An 18,451-nucleotide genomic window follows, 5' to 3' on the forward strand; every position below is an offset into this window, starting at 1 on the left:
AATAATATAGATCGAAAACCTGTCATAAGTGTTCCTCTTCAGCCATTGGTTGATGGCTGCGTAATAAATTGAGGGCTATGCCTAATGCAGCCATAAATGCCAACAGTGCACTCCCTCCGTAGCTGATGAATAATAGTGGCAACCCTACAACGGGTAAAAACCCACTCACCATGCCGATATTAATAAATACATTAATAAATATGATGAAGAAAAAACTGGCACACAATATCCGCGCATAACGTTTTGTCAAGCTTGCAGAGAGGTATAACCCACGCAAAACAAGCAACAAATAAAGCAGCAGCAAGATTGATACACCAAACAATCCACGCTCTTCAGCCAAGACAGCAAAAACAAAATCTGTCGTCGATTCGGGCAAAAACTCAAGCTGAGACTGCGTCCCCTGCATATAGCCTTTACCGCTGATCCCACCCGAACCAATCGCTATTTTTGATTGGATAATATGGTAGCCAGAGCCCCACGGATCTGATTCCGGGTTAAAGAGCGTCAGTACGCGTTCGCGCTGATAATCCGCAATCCCGAACATCCAGAACAGCGGTACGCCAATCCCGACCAATACACCACCAATAATAATCAAATACCACGACAGCCCGGCAAGAAACAATGCAACCAGCCCTGAGACGCCGGTCAAAATGGCCGTACCGAGATCCGGCTCGGCACGTATCAGTAAAACAGGCACAGCAATCAGCACCACAGCGATAATCGTATCGAGCATATCCGGTGCACGGTATTGGCGCGTCAGCCACCATGCCACCATCATTGGCACGGTAATTTTAGCGAACTCCGAAGGCTGTAAGCGCAGTGGGCCAAGGTCAATCCAGCGCTGGGCACCACCAGCGCTAACCCCGACGAACAAGACCAGCACCAAGAGTGCAAGATTGCCAATATATGCTACAGGCGTCAGCCTTATTAGCCATGCTGACGGGATAATCAGCATGGTCAGCAAGACGGCCAGCGCCATGACAATCCGCACGCCTTGATTGATCATCAAAGCCATGCCACCAGCGCTGTAAAGCACATTCATGCTGCCAAACAGCAGAATGACGACTACAAATGCCAGCCACGGATCAATGCGCCAAAACCGTTGCCACCAATGCTCACGTGGATGGACATCATGTGCGAGCATTATTGCTCCCGTGAAGATAGTGATCAATGACTTGCGCCACCAGCGGTGCCGCAACGGAACTACCACCACCACCGCGCTCGACAACCATACTCACTGCAATCCGCGGCTTATCTACTGGTGCGAAAGCAATAAACATGGCGTTATCCTGATGTTCGTCAGCGAGATCTTTCGACAAGATACGACGGTTATCCTGAAACGAAATAACCTGTACCGTACCCGACTTGCCAGCCATGGTGAAATCCAATCCTTGCCCGACCCGGCGTGCCGTACCATAGCGGCTATTCATCACGCTGACCATCGCGTGCTTTGCTGCACGCCATGCAGCCGCATCATAAACCGGAATTTGCTGCCCTGGGATAGTCGGTGGTGCACGAAAAGATGCTACCTGTGGGTCATAGTACTGCTGCAGCAAATGCGGGGTATAGACAATACCGTCGTTAGCAACAATGCACGTCATCTGTGCGAGCTGTAGCGGCGTCGTGGTCAGAAAACCCTGACCAATACTGATATTGATCGTATCGCCGATATACCACTGACTGCCGTGCTGCTTCAGCTTCCATGCCCTACTAGGCAAAATGCCACTACTCTCATCAGGTAGATCCACACCTGTTTTCTCACCAAGGGAAAAGTGCTGCGCGTAGTCGTGAATACGATCTACGCCAAGTTTGTAACCCAGCGAGTAGAAATAGATATCACACGATTCAGCGATCGCGTGCTCCATATCAAGACTGCCGTGACCACTGCGCTGCCAGCAGTGAAAGCGGCGTTTTGTCGAGCTATCTGGAATACGGTAATAACCCGGACAGTTCACTCGCGACTGCTGCGAGTATAGACCGTAGTGCAAACCAGCCATTGCCATCATCGGCTTTATCACCGACCCGGGTGCATAGCGCCCTTTCACTGCACGGTGATACAGTGGGCTGTGTTCGTGATTGAGCAAGCGGTTATATTGGCGCTGAGTGATGCCACGAACAAACAGATTCGCATCGAAAGACGGCCGCGACACCATGGCCAATACTTCACCATTATTGGGATCAAGTGCAACACATGCACCGCGATGATCCCCCATCACATCACTGATGCGCTGCTGTAAATCCACATCCAGCGTCAGATAAATATCCTGACCACGAACCGCTGGCTTTTCACTGAGTAAGCGCACAAGATTGCCGCTGACATCGGCCTCAAGCTGGCGAAAACCAGGTTTTCCGCGCAGCGCTTCTTCATATTGTCGTTCAATCCCGGCACGCCCCATAGAATCCAGCCCGTGGTAGTCATCAGGGTTAAGCGTTTCAAGGTCTTTTTGGTTAATACGGTTGGTATAGCCAAGCACATGCGACAACAAGCTACCATAAGGATAATAGCGCTCATGAGTCGGTTCGATTGCCACGCCGGGAAAACGATACAACACCGCGGCCAGCCGGTAATGCTCGGCTTCATTAACCGAACCTTTCAGTACTACAAACTCATAGCGCCGACTACGCTTATAGCGGGTTCGAAAATCCGCTATTTCTTCTTCACTCAGCGGCAAAATACCACCGAGCTCGGTAATCAGCGCATCGAGATCATCAACCTGCCAAGGATTGACCACCACTTGATGGCGCAGGATATTTTCCGTCAATGCGCGCCCATGGCGATCATAAATCGTACCACGCTCAGGCACTAATGGCTTGATCCGAACCCGATTACTCTGCGAGCGGGTGCGGTAGTGCTCATGGCGATCAACTTGCAAATAAAACAAGCGGCCAAAAAGTCCGACCACTCCGGCAATCGTGATGCCAGCGAGCAACATCGCACGCCGAGCAAAGCTGCGCTGCAAATGTTCGCCGTGATCGGCATCCTGATTTCTGAGTGGATCGTCAGACCAGTCAGACTTGTTCATCACGAACCTCAGGTGGTGTTACCAGCGCCACCAGCCATAAAACCACCGGCCAGCAAACAACTTCACCAAGCACCGTCAGCCACCACCCACTGGCAGCTGGTTCACCGGTTAAAATATAAGTCATCAACCACTTAAACAATACAACGCCAGCCGCAATGACGACGACCAAAGAAAACTGCGCAGCAGTTGATACCAATTTCCAAATCATTCCTACCGGCACCAACAAAAACAACACCAGTGCATAATACATACCGTGAAAACCCAGCGGCACTGCAGCCGCCACATCCGCCAGCAAAGCAAAAGGCAACACGGCCAGCCAGTTTATTTGCGCTGGACGATACAGCTGAGTAGCCAGTAATACCAGCAACATGATATCCGGCAATAATAGCCAGCTCGCATAAAAAGAAAGCACCATCATCACCAGCCACGCCAGCAATAACAGTAAGAGAAACGGTCTTGCGCCTGATCTATTCACCAGTCACCTCACCATCTGCGACATTTACTTGCGGCACTGGAGGGCCACTGGGCAGGGTATTTTCAGCCGCACGCCCTTCAGCGCGGTCAAGTAATAGCACTTCAAGAATTGATGAAAGACGCGCAACGGGCTCAAGCTGTATATCCATAAACGACAAGCGCGGATCACGATTCACCGCAACCACTCTTGCCACCGGATAGCCTCGCGGGAATACTCCACCCAACCCCGAACTGATCAGCACATCGTCTTTGCGGATATCGCTCCCTACTGTCATCTCAGGTAAGGTCAAAACCCCGGTACTGGCGCCGCCGACCACAACAGTACGCTGCTGCGTACGCTCTACATACACCGGGACACGGCTACGTGCATCACTAATTAGCATCACCCGAGCTTCATCGGGAAAAACCTCGACCACCTGCCCCACCAAACCATAAGGATCAATCACTGCTTGATTCACATAGACACCGTCATCACTACCGCGACTGATGGTTATAATTTCACGATAGCCATCAATCGAAGTATCGCGTAGCTCAGCAACAGAAACCGGCACACGAACATCAAGCACCGAATCCATCAGCATCCGCAAACGGCGGTTTTCAGCCTGTAAATGGCCAAGCATTTGGGTTTGTGCATGCAGCAAGCGGTTTTCCGCTTCAAGCTGCGTGGTTCGCGCCTCAAGATCGCCACTTTCCTGAATATGGCGAATCCCCGATGCAGTCATACGCAAAGGGAAATACACCACATCACGCACTGGCTGATAAACATATTGATACAAGCCATTCTCGATCGGACGCAACAGCGCCGTACGCGATGACAACGCCAGCAATATCGCAGACAAGCAGAAAAACAGCGCCATGCGCTTACGACCGGTATTTGGGCGGTTAGGCCGCCCTCCTGCGGTCAATAACATATACGGCCGAACACACTATCCATCAGGACATCAGGAAAGAAGCAACACCGCGTTGGTCAAGCAACTCAAGCACTTTACCACCACCGCGCGCAACGCAAGTCAGTGGATCTTCGGCGATGATCACATTGAGGCGCGTTTCTTCCATCAGTAAGCGGTCAATATCACGTAGCAATGCCCCACCACCGGTCAGGACAATACCGCGATCAGCAACGTCAGCCGCCAGTTCCGGTGGCGTCAGTTCCAATGCCTGCTTAAGCGCACGCACGATACCACCAAGTGGCTCCTGCAATGCTTCCAGCACCTCGTTGGAATTGATTGTAAAGCTGCGTGGCGCGCCTTCTTGCTGATTGGTACCGCGCACTTCCAGCTCACGAATATCACTCGAAGGATACGCACAGCCAATTTCTTTTTTAATTCTCTCGGCAGTTGGCAACCCAATCACAATGCCGAAATTGCGTCGTACATAGTCAATAATTGCACTGTCAAACTTATCACCGCCAACGCGAACGGATGCAGAGTAAACGATACCGTTGAGTGAAATCACCGCCACTTCAGACGTACCACCGCCGATATCAATCACCATCGAACCGTAGGCCTCATCAACTGGAATCCCTGCACCAATCGCAGCGGCCATGGGCTCTTGAATCAAAAAAACATCACGCGCGCCGGCTGACTGCGCCGCATCTCGGATCGCGCGCTTTTCAACTTGCGTCGCGCCCGATGGTACGCACACCAAAATCCGCGGGCTCGGCTTGAATAGCCCTCGCCGACCAATCGCCTGCTTGATGAAGTGCGTCAGCATCATTGAGGTAATCTTATAATCAGCAATCACACCATCCTGAAGCGGACGAATCGTCGATAAGTTACCCGGCGTACGACCGAGCATCTGCTTGGCCTGTGTGCCGTAGGCAACAATTTTTTTACGCCCATCTTGTGGATCTTCAGCGATGGCCACAACAGACGGCTGATCCAATACCAGCCCCTGTCCACGCACATAGACAAGTGTATTGGCCGTACCCAAGTCAATTGATAAATCGCTCGAAAACATGCCACCAAACAAAGAAAAAGCCATAATTATGTCGTCCCGATCACAGATAAATTCTGCTTAACCATAAAAAATAAAGAAAAAAGCCGTTGTAAAAATACTGCGTCAGAAACGCAAAGCAGGTGCAAATACAAGCCGGATATGATACCTTTTCAGGCGTTTTTTTGAAGGGTTTTTTCTAAACTATGAGCAAACTTGACCGTGACATCGTCACCAAAACCGCTTTCCTCGCCCGTTTGCAGCTAAGTGAACAGGAAACCGAGCGCCTTGAACGCGAGCTCGGTGACATCTTCACACTGTGCGCCGCTATCGACCGCGACGACATCCGCAGTAAAGCACCACTCGCGCACCCGCTCGGTGATACCCAGCGCCTGCGTCCGGACGTCGCCATCAAGCGCGACATGCACGCCAGCATCGCGCAAAATGCACCGCTGGAAGAAGACGGCTTCATTACCGTCCCTAAAGTTATCGAATAAGGAAGCGACATGAACTACCACCAGCACAGCGTCGCCGAACTCTCACGCCTACTCGAAAATGGCGAAACCACCTCGGTCGAACTCACAGAATACTTTTTGCAGCGCATTGAGCAGCACAACCCCGAGCTCAATTGCTTCATCCGCATTGAGCGCGAACACGCACTTGCCACCGCTAAAGCAGCAGACGCACGCCGCAATGAAGGCAAAACGCTTTCACCACTTGACGGCATCCCAATGGCGCACAAAGATCTCTTCTGCACCAAGGACATCCCGACCACGGCCGCATCCAAAATGCTCGATGGTTTTGTGCCTTCCTATGACGCCACCATCGTCGAAAATCTTGCCAACGGCGGCGCAATCATGCTCGGCAAATTGTCGATGGATGAATTTGCGATGGGCTCATCAAACGAACGCAGCTACTTCGGCGCCGTGAAAAATCCATGGCAAACAGAGCACGTCCCCGGTGGCTCATCCGGCGGCTCAGCCGCAGCTGTTGCAGCGCGCCTCGTACCTTATGCCACTGGCTCAGACACCGGCGGATCAATCCGCCAGCCAGCTGCCTACTGCGGCATCACAGGCATCAAGCCAACTTATGGCACCCTGTCGCGCTACGGCATGATCGCTTTTGCCTCGAGCCTCGACCAGCCAGGTCCAATGGCCGCAACCGCGGAAGACCTCGCACTGATCCTCAATCAAATGGGCGGGCACGATCCCAAGGACTCTACATCGAGTGAAAAGACCCACACCGTTTTCGACACCGAACTCGGTAACTCACTCGAAGGGCTGACCATCGGCTTGCCAACAGCGTACTTCAACAACCTTGACCCAGTCATGGCTGAGCGCATTAAAGCCGTGGCCAAGCAATATGAAGCGCTTGGTGCGACAATCAAGGACGTTGAGCTGCAATACAGCGACGTCGCGATTGCCACCTACTACCTTATTGCCAGTGCCGAAGCCTCATCGAACCTATCACGCTACGACGGCGTACGTTATGGCTACCGCTGCACTGATCCCAAAGACTTACAAGACCTCTACTGCCGCAGCCGTGGCGAAGGCTTTGGCGAAGAAGTGAAGCGCCGCATCATGATCGGCACCCACGCACTCTCAGCTGGCTATTACGACGCCTACTACGAGCAGGCACGCCGCGCACGCCGTGCGATCCTCGACGACTTCAATGCTGCTTTCGAGCAAGTTGACGTGATTTTGGGCCCGACCACCCCGGCACCTGCATTCAAGCTCGGTAGCAAAACTGATGATCCGGTAGAAATGTTCCTCGGCGACCTCTATACCGTCTCGGTCAATCTCGCCGGCCTTCCTGCAATCAGCCACCCAGCTGGATTTATTGACGGGCTGCCAGTCGGTGCACAGCTCATCGGCCCACATTTCAGTGAACCGAAGCTGCTCAATGCGGTACATCAGTACCAGCAACACAACGACGATCACCGCAAAATCCCGGCTGACTATCAATAGTCAAGTCAGGCTTCAAGAAACGGCGCAATTTATGCGCCGTTTCTTTATAAAAAGAGGCATAATATTTAGTCAATCCAGGTAAAGAAAGACTAAATAGCTATACCCGCTTCTGGTGTCGCAACCTGCTCATCACAAAGGTTCAAGTCCTCTTCTGGGCACCATAGCAAACCATTACTATCATCAATTTTTCCCATCACAAAATTGGTTTCAAGTTCATATACCTGATATCCTTGTCCGCTTTTTGCCCATTACGAGATTTCCATGTTTGACTTTTCTCCTGCCACCCTCAAGCGCGAGTGGTTCGGCAATGTGCGCGGCGATATGCTCTCCGGCCTTGTCGTTGCCCTCGCCCTAATTCCAGAAGCCATCGCTTTTTCCATCATCGCAGGTGTTGATCCAAAAGTCGGGCTGTATGCCTCGTTCTGCATCGCATTCATCATTGCTTTTGTCGGTGGCCGTCCCGGCATGATCTCGGCCGCAACTGGCGCAATGGCGCTACTGATGGTTACCTTGGTCAAGGAACACGGGCTAGAATACCTCCTTGCGACCACCCTGCTTACGGGTGTCCTGCAAATCTTTGCCGGTGTACTACGCCTCGGTACGTTGATGCAGTTCGTCTCGCGCTCAGTCGTCACCGGCTTCGTCAACGCGCTCGCCATTCTCATTTTTATGGCGCAGTTACCCGAGCTGACCCACGTCACATGGCATGTTTACGCCATGACCGCAGCCGGGCTTGCCATCATCTATCTATTCCCATATCTGCCTAAAATCGGGCAAATGCTGCCTTCTCCATTGGTTTGTATTGTCGGGCTGACCATTGTCGCCATCCTGCTCGACTTACCAATCCGTCGTGTTGGTGACATGGGTGAACTGCCCGATACTCTGCCAATTTTCCTGTGGCCAAACGTACCACTCAACCTCGAAACTCTGTGGATTATTTTGCCTTATGCGCTCGGCCTGTCTGTGGTCGGCTTGCTTGAGTCATTGATGACCGCCACCATCGTTGACGACCTCACCGACACCCCAAGCAACCGTAACCGCGAATGTACCGGACAAGGCATTGCCAATATCGGTGCCGGGCTGTTCGGCGGCATGGCAGGCTGTGCAATGATTGGGCAGTCAATCATCAACATCAAATCCGGCGGCCGCGGTCGCCTTTCAACGCTGATTGCTGGCGTCGTACTCATCTTTATGGTCGTTTTTCTCGATGAATGGATTGGGCAAATCCCCATGGCTGCATTGGTTGCGGTGATGATTATGGTTTCCATCGGTACATTTTCATGGCAATCCATCCGCGATATGCCCAAATACCCACTGCGCACCAATATCGTCATGCTATCCACTGTCGCTGTAGTGGTATGGACGCACAACCTTGCTCTTGGCGTCCTTGCTGGTGTATTGCTAGCCTCCGTATTTTTTGCACATAAAATCGCACATTATCTCGATGTACTGCGCAAAGCCGATGCGGAGCACCCTGATCAGGTTACTTACACCGTTGTCGGGCAGGTATTCTTTGCGTCTGCAGAAAATTTCCTGCGATTTTTCGACTTTAAAGAAGCGGTGCGCAAAGTAACCATCGACGTCTCACAAGCACACTTTTGGGACGTTACCGCAGTCAGTGCACTGGACAAAGCCGCGGAGCGCTTCCGCCGTGATGGTGCTGAAGTTGAAGTCATTGGTATGAACGCAGCGACGCGTACTGTGGTTGATCAGTTCAGCAAGCAACACCCTGACTTGCCACAACATATCATTTGATCAGATATTCGTTGACTGACAACCAGCTAAAAATAACATTCGGCACATCGGGCATCTTTGAAAAAGACATGCATTTTATGCATGGCGCCCGATGGCGCTAACCATGGTTTGGCAAGCAGATAGACTGCTAAATAAATCATGCGCAATACAACAACCAGAGATACGGACTAGTGAATCGGTGTTCCCCCGACCTTTTGTAAAGCCCCGACACGCAGTACAATGCAGGCATACTCGAAAATCATGACTCAGGAGAACCGCGTGACCTACATTATTGCCGCCCTCGATAATTCTGACCAGCAGCATCATGTTATTGATGCAGCCATTTGGGCGGCTTCACGCCGTGGCGATGGCATCCGCTTTGTTCATGCACTGGAAAAACCCACTGACAGCAAAGCCGAACTCAGCGGCAATATCGGCCTTGGCACGCGTGAGCACTTACAAGCACAACTCGTCGAAATGGACGCACAACGCAGCCGCATGGCCTACGAACATGGCTTGCTTCTCCTCAAGGATGCGGCACAAATTGCCATTGATGCAGGCATCGAAGAACTCGATATGCAGCAGCGCCACGATGAGCTACTGCCCACCCTACTCAATTACAGCAAAGACGCTTCACTATTCGTCATGGGTCGTCGCGGCACCAAACACAGTGAAAAAGAAGCAATCGGCACCCACATCGAAACAGTAACGCGCCGTGTCGAGCAGCCAGTCCTGCTAACCACCGGTGAATTCACCGCACCCAAGGCAGTGATGATCGCTTACGATGGCCGTGAAACTGCTCTTGATCTGATCCGCAAAATTGCTGACGGCCCAATTTTGCACGGGCTCGACATCCACGTCGTCATGATCGGAGACGACAAGCTCGCCAACCATGAAGCGCTCGACAAAGCTGCACAGCTGCTCGCCCATACCGGTGGGAAAATCACACCAGCACTGGTAAAAAGTGATGACACCCTCACCGCCATCAATCAATACATCACCGATCACGACATCGGCCTGCTGGTCATGGGTGCCTTTGCCAATAATAGCGTCCGCCGCTTATTTCTCGGCAGTAAAACCCTAAAGATGATCGCAGCCAGCCAAGTTCCCTTACTGATCATGCGCTAAGCTCGGCCTCTTTGGTAAAGCAAATAACCGTATCGTTATTTTGGATTAAAAAAATTTCTGTATGATTTTGGGATCTGAGGGCATTAGCCTCTAGCAACATAGTGATCACCTGAAAACCTTTCGGTGCTCACATAACATCTATAGATTACTTTCCATACAAGGAGACATCATGAGCTTTAACGGTGAACAACACCCAGGCGTCACTCTTGACCGCCCCCAAGAAGCACAAGGCTTCACCTTTAACCACACCATGCTGCGCATCAAAGACCCAAAAGTCTCGCTCGATTTCTACACCCGAATCATGGGCATGACTGTTGTACGCCGCAGTGACTACGAAAACGGCAAATTCACCCTCTACTTTCTCGCACGCCTCAACCCCGACGAGCAACCACCACAAGACAAAGACGAGCGCAAAAATTGGGTTGCCAAACAGCGCGGCATTCTCGAACTGACCCACAACTGGGGTACAGAAAACGACCCCGACGCACACTACCACGATGGCAACAAACAACCACAAGGCTTTGGCCACATCTGCTTCAGCGTGCCAGACTTTGACGCCGCTATTGCGTGGTTCGACAAAAACAACGTCACCTACCAAAAGCGCCCCGAAGACGGCACCATGAAAGACATTGCGTTTATCAAAGACCCTGACGGCTACTGGATCGAAATCATCGGTTATCAATAACCCCAATCATGTGTACTTTCTTGGAGCATGGGCTTCAGGAAAGTACACCTTTTACCATATGCAAAACATGCTCAACGGGTTGATACCGTTTTGAACTAAAATAATGAGCATATTTTGCTCGCCTCTTACTTCTATGCTCTACATCAACCAATCTACCGACGCTGACACCCTATTTCACGCTTTTCAGCACGAATACCGTCGTCATATACACGACGTCTTCAGCGAGCACACCGTTATCGTGCCATCGATGACCATCCGCGATTGGTTGGAAAACCGCATTGCTGACACCCAAGGTATTTCGGCACTATTCAAAGCCCAGTTCTGGGGTATGTTCTCATGGCAGTTGGTTGAGCGAGTCACCGGTGACGTTGATTACGAAGGCCATGCACCACTATCCACCGCTGCGATGCAGTGGCGCATGTTTGCATGGTTTAGCACACGTATTGAGCATAATGGCGACACGCCCGCCGACACCCTTATAGAGCGTTTGACCGGCGACATCAGCCACGATAGCGATGCCGTCCAGCAACGCCTGTGGTTACTCGCCGGACAACTCGCGCGCATCTTCACTCGCTATCTTGCTATGCGCCCCGAATGGCTACGCAGCTGGGCAAATGGGCAAAGCACTGAACTCACCGACCTACTTGCCGACAGCATCCATCCCGACACCTGGCCAGACTGGCAACTAGATCACTACCAACACATCGCCGCCGCACAACAGCACATCTGGCACACCCTATTTGCCGACGTATTCCTCGCCCGTGAAGCGCGCCTCGAGCAATTTTGGCAATGCCTCACCGATGGCAATATTCCCCCCAATACCTTACCCAATCCGTTATTCGTCTACGGCTTTGAAAGCGTCAATGCAGACACCATCGACTTCTTGGCCAAGCTGGGCAAATTTACCAATATTTACGTCTACCACCACACCGTCAGCGATGGCTATTTCAGTGATATGGTCGACGATAAATGGCTGCGCAAACTCACTATTCTAAGCAGCGATGATACCGACCACTACGACAGTATCCATCCATTACTGTCACGCTTCGGCAAGCAACAGCGCAGCTTATTCCGCCTCATGCAGCCCTATCGCGACAATCCTGACTACCCGCACATTCAGTTCATCGACCTACCCGCAGCTGACAGCACACCAACCACGCTGCTCACCACCCTACAGCACGAAATACACAACCTTGATCCCGAACTGCTCGCCACAACCCCACTGGCAAGTGGCGACGACAGCCTGCGCGTCCACGCCTGCCACGGCCTGATGCGCCAGCTTGAAGCCCTGCGTGCTGACATCGTGCGCTGGCTCAATGCCGATGATACACGCCAACTCGCTGACATCCTTATCGTCCTGCCCGATCTCAGCAGTCAGCAAGCAGTGGTCAATGCAGTATTCCCTCCGGCTGGTGATTATGATGGTTACTACCTGCCAGCCCGCCTCACCGGTGTTACGCCACCAGCTGCACAAAATCTATGGGCTGCGCTTGCCGGCAGCTTTAATCTGATAGAAGATCGCTTCGACGCCGAAAGCGTCCTCTCCTGGCTACACAGCGACGACGTCTGCGCCATGCTCAATATCGCACCTGAAGCCATGACCCGCATCACCAGTGCCCTTATCGACGCTGGCTACCGCCGTGGCTTTGACCACGACCACATTCGCGCCACTCTAGACCCTAACGACCACGACGACCGCTTCACCTTCTGCTACGCGCTTGACCGTCTTGCAGCCGGGCTGATGATGCCCAGTGCGCCGCTGTATGCCGAGCGTATCGTTCCGCAACCAGGCATAACCATGCAGGACCTACCTGCTATCGAAGCCCTATGCCACCTCGCAAACTGCTGGCGCGAACAATGGCGCAGCCGCCATCAGCGTATGCCAGTCAGCAAGTGGCTTGAGCACATTAACCAACGCCTTGAGCAAGACTTTACTTTTGCAGCCAATAGCGCTGCTTATCAAACCATCAACCTCAGCCTACGCGAACTTGAAGGCCAGCTTAACGCACTCACCAACTACGACCACGCTGACACACCACCAACCGTACCATTGCGCTTTGTCCTCGACGACATCGCCGCCCGCCTCGGCAGCGAGCGCGTCAGCTCCGAGCCTTCCGGCGTCATGACCATCGGCTCAATTGGCGCCATGCGTGCTCTGCCGTACAAACTCATTGCCTTTGCCAATGCTAACATCAGCGACTTTCCGGCCAACCCACCTGATGACCGCTACGACCTCATCGGCGTCGACCGCGACCGCCCGGGTGACCATCGCCCTGAACATGATGATCTCGCCGCCTTTCTCGACATCCTGCTCAATGCCGAGCAATCCTGCTGGATTTACTACGATGCCGAGCAAAACGGCGAAGCGCAATTACCGGCCACGCCCGTACAAGAGCTCATTAACTATGTCGAAACCAGCCAGCCAACAGCGGCACCATTGACCATCAAGCACGGCAGTGACCCGTTCCATCCTGACGAAAATAACACCCACCCAGCACCACTGTGGCGCGACGTCCAACAAGCACTCAGCTCAGAAGTGCCCAGCACGCCATTCATGGCACTAACTGCTCCGGCACAACTGCCGACTCCCGACCCAGATGAACACTACAACCTTCCATTTAGGCAACTTACCCAGCAGTTGCTCAACCCTATCAATACTCTAGCCGCAGCGCTCGACCTTTATTTCAGCGGTGACGCTGATACTTTGCCAACGCTAGAACCGCTTACCCTTGATGGCCTGCAACAGTACGCCCTTGATGACACCCTAATTAACGCCGAACACCACAGCAATGCACTGGCTCGATTGCCACTTTTACCTGCCGGCGCTACCGCTGACATCCTGCATCAACAACGCCGCAATCTGTGGACGCAACGCAAAGCAGATCTGCTCGCTTACAGCCAAGCCAGCACGTTGACCAATACCCAAGAAACCGTCGTAACCATCGCCAACCACGATATCAGCATCGAACTGCCAGCCGTCGCAGAGCAATCACCTAAACAGTGGCTCATGCTCTCGCCACGCAGCAGCCGTCCCAAGCATATCCTTCGTCTGTGGCTACAGCACCTCTTGTGGCAAGCCCATAGCACCACTGGCGAAAGTATCATCGCCCTGCGCGACAGCATCATCCATTTCAGCCCCGTCACCGATGCGCGCGAACAACTCATCCGCTGGCTGCAAGTCCTGCACTACAGCCGTGAGCAATTGTGGCTGCTGCCAATTGACGTTGGCTATAACTACGCAGACCCCGGGCGCAGCGATAAAACCACAACTGAAAAACTCATCCGTGACTGGCGCAGTAGCACCTATCCGACCGACAACCTTGCTGCGCTGAACCTATTTACCCGCGGCTATAGCGATCAGGATATAGATGAGCTCATTAAAGCCACCGCTGAACAGTACGCAAATACACTCTACGCTCCTCTATTTGCGCATATGCAGGAAATCCAGTCATGAATAACCCCGCCATCACCATCCCCTTGCAAGGCAAAGCCCTCATCGAAGCCTCGGCCGGCACGGGTAAAACGTGGACGCTGACCGGTATTCTCTTGCGCTTAATCGTCGAAGCCGGATATGAAACCCGTGACATCGTTGCCACCACCTTTACCCGTGCTGCCGCTGCTGAAATGCAGCGCCGCGTACAGGCACGCCTTGAGGACTACCGCCTCCTGATGGTCGACCTCATCACCTGCTATCAGGAAGACGAAAGCTTCTTCGCGAAAGACGGGCTCAACGAACGCATCAACGCACAAATCGAGCAATGGGCTGCTGACAGCGAAGACGGCAAACGACAGCAGCGCAGCGCCGACCCCATCAATCGCCACCTTATTCACCACACACTCACGCAGAGCGACGACGCGATTGACGGCATCATCCGCGCCTACCGCCGTACCACACTTGCACTCACTGACATCGACAAACTGTTCATCGGCACGCTCGACAGCCTCTGCCAACGCTGGCTACGCGAACTCGCGCTCGAAAGCGGCATCGACCAAATCAACATCAATCAGAACAGCGACGCCGTCACCAACCTCGCGCACGACTACCTACGCGCCTACCAACAGCAGCGTGCCCGCGATAATCTCGAGTTATTCATCCGCTACTGCGCCGCCAAGCCTCCAACCCTCACTGACCACACCGACGCCGCCAACAGCGCACTCAACTTCGGCAATGCCCCGTTTGTGTCCGTTGAGCTGCCCAATCCCGATCCAACGCTACTCACACAAGCACAAGCCGCAATTAATGCCCTTGGCGAGGAGCAAATTCAGGCCTGCCTGCAACACCTTATTGCCGCAGCTGACGGCAAAAAACTCGACGGTAAAAAAGCGCTGAAAAAAAAGCACCTACTACTTCCCAACCTCGTGCACAACATTCGCCACGGCCAAGCGCTGAACAAAGACGAACAAGCACTCGGTGCAGCCATCATCGAAGCCGCCGAACCAGACAGCAGCCAATTCAACAAAGGTGCGAATGAAGATTATCGTGCACAACTCAATGCCGACCCTGTTCTCAGCGCCCTGCACCCCTACCTTGAAGCAGACAAAGCCATCGGAGAAGCCATTGAACGCATACGCGCACACAGCGCCACCACCAATGCAGAACACGTTCGCGAGCAACTGCCACAAACCTTACGCCACAGCCGCGAGACTACCTACGGTGAACTGCTTGCCACCCTCAACCGGACCCTTGCCAGCGAAAAAGACGCACGCCTCGCGCACTATCTCGCACACCGCTACCCCGTCATCCTCATCGACGAAGCACAAGACCTCAATGCCGAGCAAACCCGCCTCATCGAGCAAGTGTATTTCCGCAGCGACAGCCATGCCGATGGAAAACATTTCCTGCTCCTCGTCGGCGACCCCAAGCAGGCCATCTACCGCTTTCGTGGTAGCGACGTCGATAACTACCGTCATCTGCGCAGCCTAATCACCAACCACTACAACCTCGACACCAACTTCCGCTCCGCACACAACCTCGTCAGCGCGCTCAACTACAGCTACCCCACAGAGCAACCCAACCTACTCGGCACAGACATCACCTACCACCCGATGCAAAGCAATGCCACAGCCGATAGCCCGCGCCCAATCCGCCTACGCCACGGTGGCAATATTCCTGATCCACTCATTTGGTTCGACGTCGACAGTGCCGGTGAAGAACCTAAGCACATCCTGGAGCTGATTCAAAACCTTACCAGTAAAAACAGTGCATTCGTCTGCCACGACCCCGATCTCGGCGGCGCTCGCCCCATCCGTTGTAGCGACATTATGGTACTCGCACGCGGTAACAGCATCCTCGACGACATCGAACACATCCTCAACCAGCAGCACATCGCCACCGAGCGCCAAGCGGACAAAAACCTCTTTGCCCAGCCCATCGCCGCCGAACTATATACTTTGATGCTTGCCATCCTCGACCCACAACACAGCGGCAAGACCCGCCGCCTACTCGCAGGCCGCCTCTACAACCTCGACAAAAACGACCTAGACAATTTTGAATCTACTGACAGCGCATGGCGCATTGGCAACTACCGTGCCGACCTCGCCCATGCTGCGCAAGATTGGCAACAATACGGGCTGCTCAGCGCCCTGCAACGCCTATTGCAAATCCCCAACCACCGCGGCCACAGCGTATGGGAAACCCTCGCAGCCCAACCCAAGCCTGACTGCTACCGCGATCTTCTCGACCTACGCGCTTTGCAGCAAGTCATCACCGAGCACAGCCGCCATCGCCGCCCCCCACAATTTATTGACTGGTGGCAACGCCAACTCAACGATCCTCCGCAGGCCGAATGGGCACAATGCCTGCCCCTCCCCGGCAGCGACGCTGTACGCCTGATGACCATCCACAAATCCAAAGGCCTGCAAGCGCCTATCGTCATTCTCGCCGGGCTCGGCTCGGGCAGCTTTAGTGGCAACAGCAGCAAACTCGGCGTACAGGCCTACCACGACAACGGCGAACTCAAGCTCGCCATTGCCCCCCAAAATGACACCATCAGCGAACAAATCAAACAGGAAAATAACGCCGAGAACCGCCGCCTTATTTACGTCGCACTGACCCGCGCTGCAGACCTTTTGTTCGTCGCCAAACGCACTAGCCGCTTTGTCGATGCTGCTGCGATGCTCGCCAAACCGGATGCTGCACACAGCTTGCACCTCAGTCACGACAGCCTCATGCAGCACCTAAACGATGACAGCCCGATTCAGTGGAGAGCCATCAGCGAGTCCACGCCTCAAAAAAATGGCCTTGAACCTTTAGCACAACCAAACAGTAGCGGCTGGCGTAAGACCAGCTTTAGTGCCCTCGCGCGTACGACCTTAAGCAGCGCCGACGACCTCGCCGTACACAGCAGCCTCGATCTTGAGCTCATTCACGAAAGCGACACCAATCCCGAGAAAGAAACCACCGACATTGCCCCGTGTTTTACCTTTCCGCGCGGCACACAGGCCGGCAGCTTCCTGCACGAAGCACTGGAAAAGATCCACGCCAATAACAGCCGTCACTGGGATATTTTCCTCACTCAGTTGTGGCAAAAGCACCACCTCACCGCCACCCACAGCGAACCTGACTTGGTCGCGCTTAAAAGCTGGATGCAAAACATCGTGCATAGCCCACTTGCCTGTGGCCTGCCGCTTGTAGAACTACCCATAGCCGATCAACAGCGCGAACTCGGCTTCAGCATCGCGCTCAACAGTAATAAATCCTTCCCCGTCGGCGACATCAATCAATTGTTTAAAACCTGGGGCAAGCCGCTCATCCTCGGCAAGCATACAAGCCTTTACCGCTACCTACGCGGTGAAATCGACCTCGTCTATCGCCACAACGGGCGCTACTACATCGTCGACTACAAATCCAACCACCTCGGCAACCACCATCAGGATTACCATCGCGACGCCATGAACCGCACCATGGACGAACACCACTACTGGCTGCAAGCCGCGCTCTACCAAGTTGCACTACACCGCCTACTCCAAGCACGCCTACCCGGCTACCAGCCCGAGCAACACCTTGGTTCAGTCGAGTATTACTTCATCCGCGCTGCACTACCCGATGACGCTGAAACCGGGCATTTACACATCGATATTCCTACCCAACTGATACTTGATTTGGATAACATACTTCACCCAGATTTAAGCAAGAAGAGCATATGAACAGAACAATTTTGAAAAATATTTATTTCCTAATCGCCGGCTTATGGACGCTGATGTGCCTTTACGGCATCTACGACACCGCAATCAAGCCAAGTAATCCTGAAGCCTACGATTTAACCCCGACGCAAATGGGCTTTGGCTTTGCGCTCACTGCTCTGCTTGCTTGGATACCGTGGCTGATCCTTTATTTGCGGCGCAAGAATCCTAAGACCGCAACTCTTGAACAAACCTTCGACCGCGTCGGCCGCGAGTTCTACAAAGAAACCCACGACAAACCCAAGCCCCGCAGCCAGCGACCAGATGAAGAAGACGACGATGACGAAGCGCGCGACAGCGACCGCCGCCACCCTCATTAAACG

At 53.3% G+C, this 18,451-nt stretch carries 13 protein-coding genes; 8 read left to right on the top strand and 5 right to left on the bottom strand.

The window, feature by feature from the left end:
• Positions 1 to 22: 22 nt before the first annotated feature.
• The 5 genes from rodA to KRX19_00355 are packed head-to-tail and all read right to left on the bottom strand — an operon-like array spanning position 23 to position 5,480.
• Entirely contained in the window at positions 23 to 1,144 is a 1,122-nt protein-coding gene (gene rodA / locus KRX19_00335; protein ID MBV7433464.1) for a rod shape-determining protein RodA, read from the bottom strand.
• Positions 1,131 to 3,023 carry a penicillin-binding protein 2 gene (gene mrdA, locus KRX19_00340; GenBank protein MBV7433465.1) on the bottom strand — a complete coding sequence of 631 codons (1,893 nt, stop codon included), beginning with the start codon at positions 3,021 to 3,023 and terminating at the stop codon, positions 1,131 to 1,133. Before mrdA ends, rodA begins: the two co-directional genes overlap by 14 nt.
• The gene (locus tag KRX19_00345) at positions 3,010 to 3,498 is read right to left on the bottom strand and encodes a hypothetical protein (GenBank protein MBV7433466.1); all 489 of its coding nucleotides are present in this window, start codon (positions 3,496 to 3,498) and stop codon (positions 3,010 to 3,012) included. The genes mrdA and KRX19_00345 overlap by 14 nt, the downstream gene beginning before the upstream one ends.
• Positions 3,491 to 4,408 (bottom strand): rod shape-determining protein MreC, encoded by a 918-nt coding sequence (gene mreC / locus KRX19_00350; protein ID MBV7433467.1) that lies wholly within the window; start codon positions 4,406 to 4,408, stop codon positions 3,491 to 3,493. The genes KRX19_00345 and mreC overlap by 8 nt, the downstream gene beginning before the upstream one ends.
• Before the next feature lie 22 nt (positions 4,409 to 4,430).
• Positions 4,431 to 5,480: a rod shape-determining protein gene (locus KRX19_00355; protein ID MBV7433468.1), complete on the bottom strand. Its 1,050-nt coding sequence runs from the start codon at positions 5,478 to 5,480 to the stop codon at positions 4,431 to 4,433.
• Positions 5,481 to 5,638: 158 nt separating this feature from the next.
• Here KRX19_00355 and gatC point away from each other — a divergent pair, with 158 nt between their 5' ends.
• The 8 genes from gatC to KRX19_00395 all read left to right on the top strand — a co-directional run bounded on the left by gatC (position 5,639) and on the right by KRX19_00395 (position 18,448).
• A complete protein-coding gene (gene gatC / locus KRX19_00360) occupies positions 5,639 to 5,929 on the top strand; it encodes an Asp-tRNA(Asn)/Glu-tRNA(Gln) amidotransferase subunit GatC (GenBank protein ID MBV7433469.1) in 291 nt (96 codons plus the stop codon).
• Between the two features lie 9 nt (positions 5,930 to 5,938).
• Positions 5,939 to 7,399 (top strand): Asp-tRNA(Asn)/Glu-tRNA(Gln) amidotransferase subunit GatA, encoded by a 1,461-nt coding sequence (gene gatA / locus KRX19_00365; GenBank protein ID MBV7433470.1) that lies wholly within the window; start codon positions 5,939 to 5,941, stop codon positions 7,397 to 7,399.
• A gap of 261 nt (positions 7,400 to 7,660) precedes the next feature.
• Positions 7,661 to 9,154, top strand: coding sequence for a SulP family inorganic anion transporter (locus KRX19_00370; protein MBV7433471.1), 1,494 nt, complete (start codon positions 7,661 to 7,663; stop codon positions 9,152 to 9,154).
• Positions 9,155 to 9,412: 258 nt separating this feature from the next.
• Entirely contained in the window at positions 9,413 to 10,261 is an 849-nt protein-coding gene (locus tag KRX19_00375; protein MBV7433472.1) for a universal stress protein, read from the top strand.
• Between the two features lie 169 nt (positions 10,262 to 10,430).
• Entirely contained in the window at positions 10,431 to 10,946 is a 516-nt protein-coding gene (gloA, locus tag KRX19_00380; GenBank protein MBV7433473.1) for a lactoylglutathione lyase, read from the top strand.
• Positions 10,947 to 11,049: 103 nt separating this feature from the next.
• On the top strand, positions 11,050 to 14,400 hold the full coding sequence (locus tag KRX19_00385) for an exodeoxyribonuclease V subunit gamma (protein MBV7433474.1): 3,351 nt from the start codon (positions 11,050 to 11,052) through the stop codon (positions 14,398 to 14,400).
• Positions 14,397 to 18,092, top strand: a complete 3,696-nt coding sequence (locus KRX19_00390; GenBank protein MBV7433475.1) for a UvrD-helicase domain-containing protein — start codon at positions 14,397 to 14,399, stop codon at positions 18,090 to 18,092. The genes KRX19_00385 and KRX19_00390 overlap by 4 nt, the downstream gene beginning before the upstream one ends.
• A complete protein-coding gene (locus KRX19_00395; protein ID MBV7433476.1) occupies positions 18,089 to 18,448 on the top strand; it encodes a hypothetical protein in 360 nt (119 codons plus the stop codon). Before KRX19_00390 ends, KRX19_00395 begins: the two co-directional genes overlap by 4 nt.
• The last annotated feature ends 3 nt before the right edge of the window (positions 18,449 to 18,451 follow it).

The organism is Cardiobacteriaceae bacterium TAE3-ERU3, assembly GCA_019218315.1.
In the GTDB taxonomy this organism is placed as follows: Bacteria; Pseudomonadota; Gammaproteobacteria; order Cardiobacteriales; family Cardiobacteriaceae; genus JAHUUI01.

Bases quoted from the DNA above. Each gene is read 5' to 3' on its own strand.
- rodA (MBV7433464.1), bottom strand. From the start codon at position 1,144: ATGCTCGCACATGATGTCCATCCACGTGAGCATTGGTGGCAACGGTTT.
- mrdA (MBV7433465.1), bottom strand. From the start codon at position 3,023: ATGAACAAGTCTGACTGGTCTGACGATCCACTCAGAAATCAGGATGCC.
- mreC (MBV7433467.1), bottom strand. From the start codon at position 4,408: ATGTTATTGACCGCAGGAGGGCGGCCTAACCGCCCAAATACCGGTCGT.
- KRX19_00355 (MBV7433468.1), bottom strand. From the start codon at position 5,480: ATGGCTTTTTCTTTGTTTGGTGGCATGTTTTCGAGCGATTTATCAATT.
- gatC (MBV7433469.1), top strand. From the start codon at position 5,639: ATGAGCAAACTTGACCGTGACATCGTCACCAAAACCGCTTTCCTCGCC.
- gatA (MBV7433470.1), top strand. From the start codon at position 5,939: ATGAACTACCACCAGCACAGCGTCGCCGAACTCTCACGCCTACTCGAA.
- KRX19_00370 (MBV7433471.1), top strand. From the start codon at position 7,661: ATGTTTGACTTTTCTCCTGCCACCCTCAAGCGCGAGTGGTTCGGCAAT.
- gloA (MBV7433473.1), top strand. From the start codon at position 10,431: ATGAGCTTTAACGGTGAACAACACCCAGGCGTCACTCTTGACCGCCCC.
- KRX19_00385 (MBV7433474.1), top strand. From the start codon at position 11,050: ATGAGCATATTTTGCTCGCCTCTTACTTCTATGCTCTACATCAACCAA.
- KRX19_00390 (MBV7433475.1), top strand. From the start codon at position 14,397: ATGAATAACCCCGCCATCACCATCCCCTTGCAAGGCAAAGCCCTCATC.
- KRX19_00395 (MBV7433476.1), top strand. From the start codon at position 18,089: ATGAACAGAACAATTTTGAAAAATATTTATTTCCTAATCGCCGGCTTA.